The organism is Streptomyces sp. CC228A (assembly GCF_021390935.1).
Lineage (GTDB): Bacteria > Actinomycetota > Actinomycetes > Streptomycetales > Streptomycetaceae > Streptomyces.
Genome location: NZ_JAJPUI010000001.1, coordinates 607,406 through 619,763, shown reverse-complemented (window position 1 = coordinate 619,763; position 12,358 = coordinate 607,406). Strand labels below are relative to the sequence as shown.

At 74.6% G+C, this 12,358-nt stretch carries 14 protein-coding genes; 10 read left to right on the top strand and 4 right to left on the bottom strand.

The genetic code is table 11. The features are described from left to right. Positions 1-8: 8 nt before the first annotated feature. Positions 9-614: a DUF6461 domain-containing protein gene (locus L6E17_RS02790; protein ID WP_236239169.1), complete on the bottom strand. Its 606-nt coding sequence runs from the start codon at positions 612-614 to the stop codon at positions 9-11. A gap of 57 nt (positions 615-671) precedes the next feature. On the opposite strand from L6E17_RS02790, the gene L6E17_RS02785 reads away from it, so the two are divergent. Further along, on the top strand, positions 672-1,106 hold the full coding sequence (locus tag L6E17_RS02785) for a GNAT family N-acetyltransferase (protein ID WP_236239168.1): 435 nt from the start codon (positions 672-674) through the stop codon (positions 1,104-1,106). A 37-nt stretch (positions 1,107-1,143) separates the two neighbouring features. After that, positions 1,144-2,418: a methyltransferase gene (locus tag L6E17_RS02780; protein WP_236239167.1), complete on the top strand. Its 1,275-nt coding sequence runs from the start codon at positions 1,144-1,146 to the stop codon at positions 2,416-2,418. 314 nt (positions 2,419-2,732) lie between these two features. Here L6E17_RS02780 and L6E17_RS02775 read toward each other — a convergent pair whose 3' ends face one another. Further along, a complete protein-coding gene (locus L6E17_RS02775; protein ID WP_236239166.1) occupies positions 2,733-3,215 on the bottom strand; it encodes a hypothetical protein in 483 nt (160 codons plus the stop codon). A 449-nt stretch (positions 3,216-3,664) separates the two neighbouring features. Here L6E17_RS02775 and L6E17_RS02770 point away from each other — a divergent pair, with 449 nt between their 5' ends. The 8 genes from L6E17_RS02770 to L6E17_RS02735 all read left to right on the top strand — a co-directional run bounded on the left by L6E17_RS02770 (position 3,665) and on the right by L6E17_RS02735 (position 10,414). Then, entirely contained in the window at positions 3,665-4,213 is a 549-nt protein-coding gene (locus tag L6E17_RS02770; protein ID WP_236239165.1) for an RNA polymerase sigma factor, read from the top strand. Next, entirely contained in the window at positions 4,210-4,707 is a 498-nt protein-coding gene (locus L6E17_RS02765) for a transmembrane transport protein (RefSeq protein WP_236239164.1), read from the top strand. The genes L6E17_RS02770 and L6E17_RS02765 overlap by 4 nt, the downstream gene beginning before the upstream one ends. Positions 4,708-4,759: 52 nt before the next feature. Continuing rightward, the gene (locus L6E17_RS02760) at positions 4,760-4,909 is read left to right on the top strand and encodes a hypothetical protein (protein ID WP_236239163.1); all 150 of its coding nucleotides are present in this window, start codon (positions 4,760-4,762) and stop codon (positions 4,907-4,909) included. Positions 4,910-5,482: 573 nt separating this feature from the next. Further along, the gene (argC, locus tag L6E17_RS02755) at positions 5,483-6,511 is read left to right on the top strand and encodes an N-acetyl-gamma-glutamyl-phosphate reductase (protein WP_236239162.1); all 1,029 of its coding nucleotides are present in this window, start codon (positions 5,483-5,485) and stop codon (positions 6,509-6,511) included. 88 nt (positions 6,512-6,599) lie between these two features. Continuing rightward, positions 6,600-7,751 (top strand): bifunctional glutamate N-acetyltransferase/amino-acid acetyltransferase ArgJ, encoded by a 1,152-nt coding sequence (argJ, locus tag L6E17_RS02750; RefSeq protein WP_236239161.1) that lies wholly within the window; start codon positions 6,600-6,602, stop codon positions 7,749-7,751. Then, entirely contained in the window at positions 7,748-8,656 is a 909-nt protein-coding gene (argB, locus tag L6E17_RS02745; protein ID WP_236239160.1) for an acetylglutamate kinase, read from the top strand. Before argJ ends, argB begins: the two co-directional genes overlap by 4 nt. Continuing rightward, on the top strand, positions 8,653-9,852 hold the full coding sequence (locus L6E17_RS02740; protein WP_308315812.1) for an acetylornithine transaminase: 1,200 nt from the start codon (positions 8,653-8,655) through the stop codon (positions 9,850-9,852). The genes argB and L6E17_RS02740 overlap by 4 nt, the downstream gene beginning before the upstream one ends. Positions 9,853-9,859: 7 nt before the next feature. After that, positions 9,860-10,414 (top strand): arginine repressor, encoded by a 555-nt coding sequence (locus tag L6E17_RS02735; RefSeq protein WP_236239159.1) that lies wholly within the window; start codon positions 9,860-9,862, stop codon positions 10,412-10,414. Positions 10,415-10,767: 353 nt separating this feature from the next. Here L6E17_RS02735 and L6E17_RS02730 read toward each other — a convergent pair whose 3' ends face one another. Both L6E17_RS02730 and L6E17_RS02725 read right to left on the bottom strand, forming a co-directional pair. Next, positions 10,768-11,445, bottom strand: coding sequence for a L,D-transpeptidase (locus L6E17_RS02730; protein WP_374108995.1), 678 nt, complete (start codon positions 11,443-11,445; stop codon positions 10,768-10,770). A 13-nt stretch (positions 11,446-11,458) separates the two neighbouring features. After that, entirely contained in the window at positions 11,459-12,061 is a 603-nt protein-coding gene (locus tag L6E17_RS02725) for a pyridoxamine 5'-phosphate oxidase family protein (protein WP_236239158.1), read from the bottom strand. Positions 12,062-12,358: the final 297 nt, after the last annotated feature.

The window sequence follows — 12,358 nt, the reverse complement described above, 5'->3', positions numbered from 1 at the left end:
CCCCGCGGTCAGACGCCCGGCACCGAGCCGCACAGGAAGTCCGCCGCGTCCAGCAGCTCCGGCGTCAGCCGCACGCCGGTCATCCGCTCGGCCAGGGCGAACGCCGCCTCCGTCGTGGCGCTCAGGCTCCCGCCCTCCCGCTCCAGGTCGAAGCCCACCTCCCGCATCAGCGCCACCGCCGACTCCGCCTCGGCGCCGCCCCCGGCGCACGGGAACAGCGGCTCGAAACGCAGCCGCAGCCTGCCGTCCGAGTAGCGGCTGAACTGGTCCACCGCGGTCACGTTGCGGAAGTGGGTGACCAGTTCGGTGCCCCGGGACAGGGGCGCCGCCATCTCCTCCAGGCTGCCGAGGAACCCGTTCGGCTCGACCATCACCGTCCACCCGTCCACCATGCGCAGCCCCACGAAGTGCCGGTCGCCCCCGTAGGCACGCCACGCCTCCTCCGACGCGTCCACCAGCGCCGATATGCCCGTCACCCGGCCCTCCGGGCGGGCCCGCAGACGCTCCAGCACCTGCTCGGGCGTGACCGCGTGCACGATCGTCACACAGCACGCCCGGACCAGCTCCGGGCAGTGGTGGTCGAGCCAGCGGTAGTCGGCAGCAGTCGCGTTCATGTCTCGATCGTGTCACCCGCCACTGACAGACAGCCCTTCCCGTGCGAACGTTCGATCATGAAGGAGGCAACTGCTTTCGGACCGTTCGAGATCTCGACCGACCCTGCCCGGCTGGATCGCGAGCGCGTCCACCACTGGCTGTCGACCGACGCCTACTGGGCGCTCGGCCGCACCCGCGCGACCCAGGACCGGGCCATCGACGGCTCGCTCAACTTCGGCGCCTACGACACCGCGACCGGCACCATGGCCGCCTACGCCCGGGTCGTCACCGACGGCGCCACCTTCGCCTGGCTCTGCGACGTCTACGTCGCCCGCGAGGCACGCGGCCGGGGCCTGGGCACCGCCCTCGTCGAGGCGGTCCGCGACCACCTCGCGCCCTGCGGGCTCAAGCGGATCATGCTCGCCACGGAGGACGCCCACGGGCTCTACGAGAGGATCGGCTTCCGCCCCCTGGAGGCCCCCGACCGCTGGATGACCCTCGGGGCGCAGTGACGGGCGCCGCCGCCGCACCGGCTAGCCTGACAGCACGATGAACGGTCTGACCACGCCCTGGGGCGAGTACGTGCTCACCCGCCACCCCGAGCACCCCCGCGACCCGCTGCGCGCCTGGGACGCGGCCGACGCGTACCTGCTGCGGCAGCTCGCCGAGCCCGGCGCCCCCGCGCTCACCGGGACCGTCGCCGTGGTCGGTGACCGCTGGGGCGCCCTCACCACGGCCCTGGCGGGCCGCCGGGCCGGGGCGGCGGACGCGGACCCCGCCGGGCGCCTCGTCCAGATCACCGACTCCCACCTGGGCCGCGAGGCCACCCGCACGAACCTGGCCCGCGCGGGCCTCGCCGACGCCCCCGCCGTCGAGCTGCTCACCACCCGCGACACCCCGCCGGACCGCGTCGACGTCCTCCTGGTCCGCGTCCCCAAGAGCCTCGCGCTCCTGGAGGACCAGCTGCACCGGCTCGCGCCCGCCCTCCACGCGGGAAGCACCGTCATCGGCACCGGCATGGTGAAGGAGATCCACACCTCCACCCTCGCCCTCTTCGAACGCCTCGTCGGGCCCACCCGCACCTCACTCGCCGTCCGCAAGGCCAGGCTCGTCCTCAGCACCCCCGACCCGGCCCTGGCACGCCCCGCCAACCCGTGGCCGCACACGTACGCGCTGCCCGAGGACGCCCCGCGCGTCGGCGGCCGGACCGTGGTCAACCACGCGGGCGTCTTCTGCGCCGACCGCCTCGACATCGGCACCCGCCTGTTCCTGCAGCACCTCCCGCGCGACCTCGGCCCGGCCCGGGTGGTGGACCTGGGCTGCGGCAACGGCGTCGTCGGCCTCGCCGTGGCCGTCGCCGACCCGGCTGCCGAAGTCGTCTTCACCGACGAGTCGTACCAGGCCGTCGCCTCCGCGGAGGAGACCTTCCGAGCGAGCGCACCGGCCTCCGCGAAGGCCCGCTTCACCGTCGGCGACGGCATGGCGGACCTCCCGGACGGCTCCGTCGACGTGGTCCTGGGCAACCCGCCGTTCCACAGCCACCAGGCCCTCACCGACGCCACCGCCCGACGGATGTTCCTGGGCGCCCGCCGGGCCCTGAAGCCGGGCGGCGAGCTCCGCGTCGTCGGCAACCGCCACCTCGGCTACCACATCACCCTCAAGCGCCTCTTCGGCAACTGCGACGTGGTCGCCAGCGACCCGAAGTTCGTGGTGCTGCGCGCCGTGAAGAACCCGCAGGGCACGCCGCGGCAGTCCGCGACCGCCCCGCCACGGCGGCAGGACCGCCCCCGCCGCCCCGCCGGGCGGGGCCACCGCGGCGCCTGACCCGCGTGCCGCGCGGGACCGGGACGGAACGCCCTGCGGCCGCCCCGCCGATGCCGCGCGGGATCGGGACGAAAGGCCCTGCGGCCGCCCCGCCGATACCGCGCGGGATCGGGACGAAAGGCCCTGCGGCCGCCCCGCCGCCCCTGCCGCGGGCAGCCGCCCCCGCGCTCACCGCCCCGCAGCCCGTCCGGCCCCGCTCCTCGTACCGCGACCGCCGCGTACGGGGTACGCCTTGCCGTGCGCGGTGCCCCCCGACGAGCCGACCGCTCCCTGCTCCGGCGGGTCAGCCCTGTGGTCCGGCGGGTCACTCCTGGTTAGAGGCGGCTGCCGCAGTACCCGCAGAACCGGACACCGGGCGTGTCCGGCGCCAGCCGGCCGCATTCGGCGCACACCCGGTCCAGGACCCACGCGGGCTCACCGCCCGCCCGCTCGGCTGCCCGCGGTACCGCGGACTCGCCGCCCGCGGCCGGTCCGCGGCCGATGGCCATCCCGGGGCGGCGGCGGTGCACCGTCACATAGTCCATGCCGTGCGGCCCCGCCGCCAGGGAGCGGCGCGCACCGCACGGCAGCCACACCACGCAGCCGCCGTCCAACGGGCGGGACCCGTCCGGGAGGTCCAGCCGCCCGTTGCCGTTCACCACGTACACGAGCACGTCGAGGTCCGGCTCGACGTGCGACGCCACCTCCGCCCCCGGGGCCAGCCGCACCACGTTCGCGTCGAGCTGCCTGCCCTCGGCCGCCAGCTTCCACAGGACGCCGCCCCGCTCGGGTGCCATCGCCCGGACCAGCTCCGGCATGCGGGCGAGTACCCCGGGAGTTGACGCGGGGCCGGACGGCGGGGACGGGGACGGGGGCGGTGCCACGGTTCCTCCCGTAAGGACGCGGTGGGCTACAGCAGGCGGAAAGCCGGATCCTAGCGGCTCACCTGCGCCCCGCCGCGACACCCCGTCAGCCGCGCCGGTCCGCTGGGCCGGAGGGACGGCCCAACCGCCGGGAGCGCGGCGGCCGCACCGCCGGACGTCGGGGCAGCCGTACCAGCGGACGTCCGGCGGACGTGGTCCGTGTGCCCACGTCCCCGATCCGCGGCGCTGCTCCCTGCCGTCCCTGCGCCTCGCGGTGCCGCGGAGGCGGGGCCCTGCGGCATCGTGGAGGTCGGCCCGAACGGCCGCGTTCCGCCGGGGCCGGTGAACCTTTCCGCCCGGGCGGCCGACTGTCCCGGTGACACGCGGCACGGCGAGGAGGTGTGGTGACCGGCGACAGGCGGCGCGACGAGCTGCTGGTGGTGCGCTGCCAGCTCGGTGAGCGGGAGGCTTTCCGCGAGCTGGTGAACGTATGGCACGCCCCTCTGTGGCGGTACGTGCGCGGCATGACCGGCTCTCCGCACCTCGCGGACGACCTGGCGCAGGAGGCGTGGGTCGCCGTGATGCGGGGACTGCCGCGGCTGCGGCAGCCTGACCGGTTCGCCCCGTGGCTGTTCACCATCGCCCGGCGCACGGTCACCGACCAGCTGAGGCAGGCGTACAGGGCCCCCGAGACGAGTGTGGACGCGACCCCGCTCGTCGTCGACGGCGACGACCGGCTCGGCGACGTGCTCACCGCGATGGAGATCGAGGCCGGACTCGGCGAGCTGCCGCCCCTGGAGCGTGAAGTGCTGATCCTCTTCCACCTGCAGGACCTGTCGCTGGGGGGCTGCGCCGAGGTGCTCGGCGTCCCGACCGGCACGGTCAAGAGCAGACTGCACCGCGCGCGCCGCATGCTGCGCAGCGTCCTCGCCGAGAGGGGGTACGAGGCGTGAACGACAGGGACGACACGGCCGGCGGGCGGGTCCCGGCGCAGCTGGACCGCCTCCTCGCCGCGGAGGTGTCGCTGCGCTCCCGCATGCGGCACGTCGCCGTGGGGCTGGCGGGAGGCGCGGGGGCGGCGCTGCTGACGGTGCTCTGGGCCACCGAACCCCGCCCCTTGCCCGTCCGCACCCAGGCCGCCTTCGCCGGGCTGATCGCCGTCGGACTGGCGTGGGCGGCGTTCGCGGGATGGGTGCTCACCAGGCGCCGCCCGCTCTTCGCCCGCGACCGCGTGATCGGCGCCCGCCTGGCCCTCGCCGTGGCGGTGGTGACGTGCGGGGCCGGGACGGCGCTGGCCGCGGCCCGCTCAGGTGCGGCACAGACGCTGGCGGCGGGGATGGCCGGCGCCTGCCTCGTCACCGCGGCGGCGGTGCTGCTGCGGCGGGCGGGGTCACGGCGCCGGGAGCTCCTGCGCCTGCGGGATGCCCTACGGCAGGACACCGACTGACACACGTCCGGGGGCGACCCGGCGCCCCGGCATCCACGACAAGGAGACCGACATGACCGACTCGGACCGCCGCAAGCCCGCGCCTTTCGGCCCGCTGGCCCTCGCCCTCCGCCTGCGCGGCGCGGGCACGCGCACCCTCGTCCTGCTCGCGGCCCTCGCGGCCACGGCGCTGGCTGCCGGCCTGGCCCTGCTGCTGACCTGACCGGACCCGCCGGGACTCTCCACCCCGCCGGTGCCTTCCCGGGAGCGGACCGGCTGCCCTCCAGGCCGCTGCGGCCCCCGGGAGACCGCCGCTTCGGGGCCCGGAGACGGCGCGGTGCCCCCAATGCCCGCCAGCGCCGCCGTGCCCCGGCCAGGGAAGCCGGAACCCCGCCTGCGTGGCTTCCGTACGCGGTCGCTGTACCGCGGCGCTCACCCTCCGGCCGCACCGCCGGTCCGTCGGCTCCGGCTCGGCGTCCGCTCGCGGAGCGCCTCCCGACCGCAGCGCGCCGGCCGCGCTGGGGGCTGAGTGCTCCAGCCGGCGCATGAGCGGTTCGGTCGGCCGCGCTGGGAAGCCACGCGCGACGGCACGCCGGCAGGGTCCGAGGGCTCGGCAGCTCGCGGCTGAGCCCTCGCGGGCCGGTCCGGGGCACTCACTCGGGCCGGCTGCACCGCTCACGGGCCGGCTTGGGAACCCGCTCACCGACGCGCACCACCGCAAGATCACGAACACCGCACCCCTCATTGCATAAAACTGCGGTCATGCGTATAGTCATGCCATCGATTGGGAGGTCCGATGACGGTACGCGTGGCAGTGGCAGGAGCGAGCGGGTACGCGGGCGGAGAAGTGCTCCGGCTGCTGCTCGCCCATCCCGGTGTCGAGGTCGGCGCGCTCACCGGCAACTCCAACGCGGGGCAGAAGCTGGGATCGCTCCAGCCGCACCTGGTCCCGCTGGCCGACCGGGTGCTGGAGCCGACCACCGCCGAGGTCCTCGCCGGGCACGACGTGGTCTTCCTCGCCCTGCCGCACGGGCAGTCCGCGGCCGTCGCCGAGCAGCTCGGCGGCGACGTCCTGGTCATCGACATGGGCGCCGACTTCCGGCTCCGGGACGCGGCAGCCTGGGAGCGGTTCTACGGCTCCCCGCACGCCGGGACCTGGCCCTACGGCCTCCCCGAGCTGCCGGGTGCCCGCGGCGCGCTGGAGGGGTCCAAGCGCGTCGCGGTGCCCGGCTGCTACCCCACCGCGGTGTCGCTCGCCCTTTTCCCGGCGTACGCCCACGGGCTCGTCGAGCCGGACGCCGTGATCGTCGCCGCGAGCGGCACCTCCGGCGCGGGCAAGGCCCCGAAGCCGCACCTGCTCGGCTCCGAGGTCATGGGCTCCATGTCCCCGTACGGTGTCGGCGGCGGCCACCGGCACACCCCGGAGATGGCCCAGAACCTGGGCGACGCGGCCGGTGAGCCGGTCGCCGTGTCCTTCACGCCCGTCCTCGCCCCCATGGCCCGCGGCATCCTCGCCACGTGCAGCGCCAAGGCGAAGCCGGGCGTCGGCGCGGCGGACGTGCGGGCCGCGTACGAGAAGGCGTACGGCGACGAGGTGTTCGTGCACCTCCTGCCGGAGGGGCAGTGGCCCGCGACCGCCTCGGTGTACGGCTCCAACGCCGTCCACGTCCAGGTCGCATACGACGAGGCCGCCGGGCGGGTGATCGCGGTCAGCGCCATCGACAACCTGACGAAGGGCACCGCCGGGGGCGCGGTGCAGAGCATGAACATCGCCCTCGGGCTCCCCGAGGACACGGGACTCTCCACGATCGGAGTCGCCCCGTGAGCCTCGCACACGCAGCCACCGGCCTGCAGACGACGACGATGCCCGCACCGGCGCGCTGCGCGGGCGGAGAAGCGAACGGAGAAGGACAGTGAGCGTCACGGCAGCCAAGGGGTTCACGGCGGCGGGCATCGCCGCCGGAATCAAGGAGAACGGCAACCCGGACCTGGCCCTCGTGGTCAACACCGGTCCGCGCCGCGCCGCCGCGGGCGTCTTCACCTCCAACCGCGTGAAGGCCGCTCCCGTCCAGTGGTCCGAGCAGGTCTTGAAGAGCGGCGAGCTGTCCGCCGTCGTCCTCAACTCGGGCGGTGCCAACGCCTGCACCGGCCCCCGGGGCTTCCAGGACACCCACGCCACCGCCGAGAAGGCCGCCGAGGTGCTGGACGTCGGCGCCGGCGAGGTCGCCGTCTGCTCCACCGGCCTCATCGGGGTGCTGCTCCCCATGGACAAGCTCCTCCCGGGCGTGGAGAAGGCCGCCGCCGAACTGTCCGAGCACGGCGGCGAGAAGGCCGCCATCGCCATCAAGACCACCGACACCGTCCACAAGACGGCCGTCGCCTCCCGGGACGGCTGGACCGTCGGAGGCATGGCGAAGGGCGCCGGCATGCTCGCCCCCGGCCTCGCCACCATGCTGGTCGTCCTCACCACCGACGCGGACGTCGCCGCGCCGGACCTCGACAGGGCGCTGCGCGGCGCCACCCGCGTCACCTTCGACCGGGTCGACTCCGACGGCTGCATGTCCACCAACGACACCGTGCTGCTGCTCGCCTCCGGCGCCTCCGGCACCACGCCCGCGTACGACGACTTCGCCGAGGCGGTGCGCGAGGTGTGCGACGACCTGGGCCGCCGGCTCATCGGTGACGCCGAGGGCGCCAGCAAGGAGATCAAGGTGGAGGTGGTCAACGCCGCCACCGAGGACGACGCCGTCGAGGTGGGCCGGTCCATCGCCCGCAACAACCTCCTCAAGTGCGCCATCCACGGCGAGGACCCCAACTGGGGCCGGGTGCTGTCCGCGATCGGCACCACCTCCGCCGCCTTCGAGCCCGACCGGCTGAACGTCGCCATCAACGGCGTCTGGGTCTGCCGGAACGGCTCCGTCGGAGAGGACCGCGACCTCGTCGACATGCGCTACCGCGAGGTGCGCATCACCGCCGACCTCGCCGCGGGGGACGCCTCCGCCGTCATCTGGACCAACGACCTGACCGCCGACTACGTCCACGAGAACAGCGCCTACTCGTCATGACCCACGCCACGCGGAAGCACACCGCGCTCCCCAAGGCCCAGATCCTCATCGAGGCGCTGCCCTGGCTCACCCGCCACCACGGCAAGACCGTCGTCATCAAGTTCGGCGGCAACGCCATGGTCGACGACGAACTGAAGGCCGCTTTCGCGCAGGACGTCGTGTTCCTGCGGCACGCCGGCCTGAGGCCCGTCGTGGTCCACGGCGGCGGCCCGCAGATCAGCGCCGCCCTCGACCGGCACGGCATCGTCAGCGAGTTCAAGGCGGGCCTCCGCGTCACCACCGAGGACGCGATGGACGTCGTACGGATGGTCCTCGCCGGCCAGGTGCAGCGCGAACTCGTCGGGCTGCTCAACCAGCACGGCCCGCTGGCCGTCGGCCTCACCGGCGAGGACGCCCACACGATCACCGCCACCCGGCACCGGCCGCGCATCGACGGCGAGCAGGTCGACATCGGCCGGGTCGGCGAGATCACCGCGCTCGACACCGGCGCGATCGAGGCGCTCCTCGCCGACGGCCGCATCCCGGTCGTCTCGTCGATCGCCCGCTCGCAGGACGACGGGCACGTCTACAACGTCAACGCCGACACGGCGGCCGCGGCGCTCGCCGCGGCACTGGGCGCCGAGACCCTGATGGTCCTCACCGACGTCGAGGGCCTCTACGAGGACTGGCCGAACAGCGACGAGGTCATCAGCCGCCTCACCGCCACCGAACTCGAAAAGCTTCTCCCCGAGCTGTCCAGCGGCATGGTCCCCAAGATGGAGGGCTGCCTGCACGCCGTACGCAACGGCGTGCACACCGCCCGCGTCATCGACGGCCGCGTCCAGCACTCCATCCTGCTGGAGATCTTCACCGACGAGGGCATCGGCACGATGGTCGTGCCCGACACCGAAGGGGTCACCCCGTGAGCGCGAACGAGGAACTCACCCGGCGCTGGCAGTCCGCCATGGCGGACAACTACGGCACGCCCCGCCTGCCCCTGGTCCGCGGTGCCGGGGCGTACGTGTGGGACGCCGACGGCAAGCGGTACCTCGACTTCGTCGGCGGCATCGCCGTGAACGCCCTGGGCCACGCCCATCCCGCGGTCGTGCGGGCGGTCTCCGAGCAGATCGCGTCGCTCTCCCACGTCTCCAACCTGTTCATCGCGCCGCCTCCCGTCGCCCTCGCCGAGCGCCTGCTGCAGCTCGCGGGCCGCCCCGGCCGGGTCTTCTTCTGCAACTCGGGCGCCGAGGCCAACGAAGCCGCCTTCAAGCTCGGCCGGCTGACGGGCCGCACGCACATGGTGGCCACCGACGGAGGCTTCCACGGCCGCACGATGGGCGCGCTGGCCCTGACCGGCCAGCCCGCCAAGCAGCAGCCGTTCCTGCCGCTGCCCGGGGACGTCACCCACGTCCCGTACGGGGACGCCGAAGCGCTGCGCGCCGCCGTCACCACCGACACCGCCTTTGTCATCGTCGAGCCCGTCCAGGGCGAGAACGGCGTGGTCGTGCCGCACTCCGAGGGCTACCTGCGGTCCGTCAGGGAGATCACCCGGGCCACCGGCACGCTCCTCGTGCTCGACGAGGTCCAGACCGGAGTCGGGCGCTGCGGCCACTGGTTCGCGCACCAGGCCGAAGGGGTCGAGCCGGACGTCGTCACCCTCGCCAAGGGCCTGGGCGGCGGTCTTCCGCTCGGCGCGCTCCTCGCTTTCGGGGAGGCGGCCGACCTGCTGAAGCCCGGACACCACGGCACCACCTTCGGCGGCAACCCGGTGGCGTGCGCCGCCGGGCTGGCCGTGCTGGACACGCTGGCCGCGGACGGCGCCCTCGACCGCGTGAAGCGTCTCGGGGAGCGGCTCCGCGAAGGCGTCGAGGCCCTCGGCCACCCGTTGGTCTCCCACGTCCGCGGCGCCGGACTGCTGCTGGGTATCGTGCTCACGGAGCCGCTCGCCGCACAGGTGCAGCAGGCGGCTCAGGACGCCGGCCTCCTGGTGAACGCACCGGCCCCCGACGTCGTACGGATCATGCCCCCGCTGATCATCGGTGACGACGACGTGGACGCCTTCCTCCAGGCACTGCCGGGCGCCCTGGACCACGCCCACGGGGAGACACGAGCCGGAGAATGACACAGCGATGACCGAGGCGCACGACTACGGGCAGGGCGGGTCCAACGGGCAGGGCGGACCCGCCGTGCCCCACACCCGCACGGCACGCCACCGCCGGATCGTGGACATCCTCAACCGGCAGCCGGTGCGCTCCCAGAGCCAGCTGGCGAAGCTCCTCGCGGACGACGGGCTGAGCGTCACCCAGGCGACGCTCTCGCGCGACCTCGACGAACTCGGCGCGGTGAAGATCCGCAACACCGGCGGCGAACTCATCTACGCGGTGCCCAGCGAGGGCGGTTTCCGCACCCCGCAGGCGCCGCTCGGCGAGTCTGCCAAGGAGGAGCGCATGCGGCGCCTCTCGGGCGAACTCCTCATCTCCGCCGAGGCGTCGGCGAACCTGGTGGTCCTGCGCACGCCGCCGGGCGCCGCCCAGTTCCTGGCCTCCGCCATCGACCAGGCCGAGCTGCACGACATCCTCGGCACCATCGCCGGCGACGACACCCTCCTGCTCATCTCCCGCGAGCCCGAGGGCGGCCAGGCCCTGGCCGACCACCTCCTGCGCCTCGCCGAACGGGACCGCTGAGGCGCCGCCCGCAAGGGGACGCGGCGGCGGCGCGGCGGGACACCGGCGTCCCGCCCGCGGCGCAAGGAGCCTTCACCGCACCGGCAGGCCCCGCGGCCGGGGGGAGCGGCGGCAGCCCGTCAGCCGGGCACCCGCCGTGCGCGGGATGGGGCGGCGGTTCGCCAGCCGGGCACCCGCCGTGCGCCGGATGGGGCGGCAGCCCGTCAGCCGGGACCCCGGGAGCGCCGGGGCGGGGTGGCAGCTCGTCGGCCGGGCCCCTTGGTGCGCCCAGTGGGCGGCGGCCCGTCAGCCGCTACCCGGGCACGTCCAAGGGGCGCGTCCGGGTCTGACCCCGCGCCGCATCGGACGCCCCGTCACCTCTCCCGCTGCGCCGTGCGGATCTCGATGCGGGGGCGCTCGTCCTTCCGCACCCACCGCAGGATCCGTACCATCGCCTCCCTCGGCACCGACACGCAGCCCGCCGTGGCGCCCTTGCCGTGGACGTGCAGGAAGATGCCGGCCCCCCGCCCCCGCACCGGGCGGTCGTAGTTGAAGGCGACGACCAGCCCGTAGGCGTACTGCTCCGTGTAGGTGACGAGGTGTTCGGCCTCGTCCGCCCGGCAGTCGGCCGGCAGCGGCTCCACCCAGCGGTTGTACGACGCCGACGCGTTGTCCTGGCACCACCACGAGTCCGCGCGCACCCGGCGGTACGGGTAGGACGTGCCGCGCGGAGCAGGCTCGATGCCGAACGCGTACGGGAGCCCGTACACCCCCGTCGGGGTCGTCGACGTGCCCTGCTCACGCTGCTCGCCCGCCACCAGGCCGCCCGATCCGAAGCGCGCCGGTGCCGAGCCGACGCGGACCCACCGGCCCCACCCGCCGCGCCGCTCCCACCAGCTCACCGTGCCGCTGGTCGCCCCGGCGTGCGGGGCCTCGGCCGTGATGAGCTGCCGCCCGGGGGCGCGGCGTGGGCGGGGAGAGGCCCGCGGTGGGAAGGAGGAGCAGGGCGGCGGTGGCGAGGGCGTGGCGGCGGCGCATGGGCCCGACCGTATGCGCGGCGGCGCCTCAGCGCGCCTCGGGCACGTCCGTCCGGGGCGGCACCGGCAGCGGCAGGGCCGGCAGCCCGTCCAGGCTGTGGCCCACGTGCTCCTTCTTCTCGCAGTACGCCCTGAACTGCTCGTCCGTCTTGCGCCCGAAGTACTCGGCGTGCTGGGTGCGTTCCTCCTGGTAGTCCATGAACGGCACGGCGAAGCCGCAGGTGTCGCTGATCCTGCGGGCCCGGACCACCACGACGGCGCGGGCGCTGGGGCCGTCGGCCTCCCCGAAGTGCCGGATGAGGCCGGCCCAGCGCGGGTCGTCGCGGAAGACGGGTTCCCCGGTGCCGTGCACGCGCAGGATCTTGGGCGGGCCGTCGAAGGCGCACCACATGAGCGTGATCCGGCCGTTGCCCTCCTCCCGCAGGTGGGCGATGGTCTCGGCGCCGCTGCCGCCGAAGTCCAGGTAGGCGAGAGTCCGCTCGTCCAGTACGGCGAGGGTGCCCTTGCGGCCCTTGGGGGAGAGGTTGACATGCCCGTCGCCGGAGAGCGGGGCGGTGGCCGTGAAGAAGACGGGCTGCTGCTCGATGAACGTCCGTATGCGGCCGTCGATGGTGTCGTATCGCTGTCCCATGCCGTTGATTCTGCTGGTCGACCTGTGTCGTGCGCACGGAGTTCCGCCTGTCGGACAGGTGTCCCGCTCTCGGGATGCGTTGACAAAACATACGGACCTCTGCATAGTTATGCTCATTGCTGGTGTGCCGAAGGAGACTCCGTGGCCGAGCGAGCCGTCCCCGCCCACCCGGGCAACCGGGGCGCCCGTGCAGCGGCGGCGGGCACCGGCGTCCCAGACCGGCAGTCGGGGACCGCCGCACGGCGGCACCGCCGGTCCGCGCGGCCTTGACCGGCCGCCCGGCACGCACCCGACTGG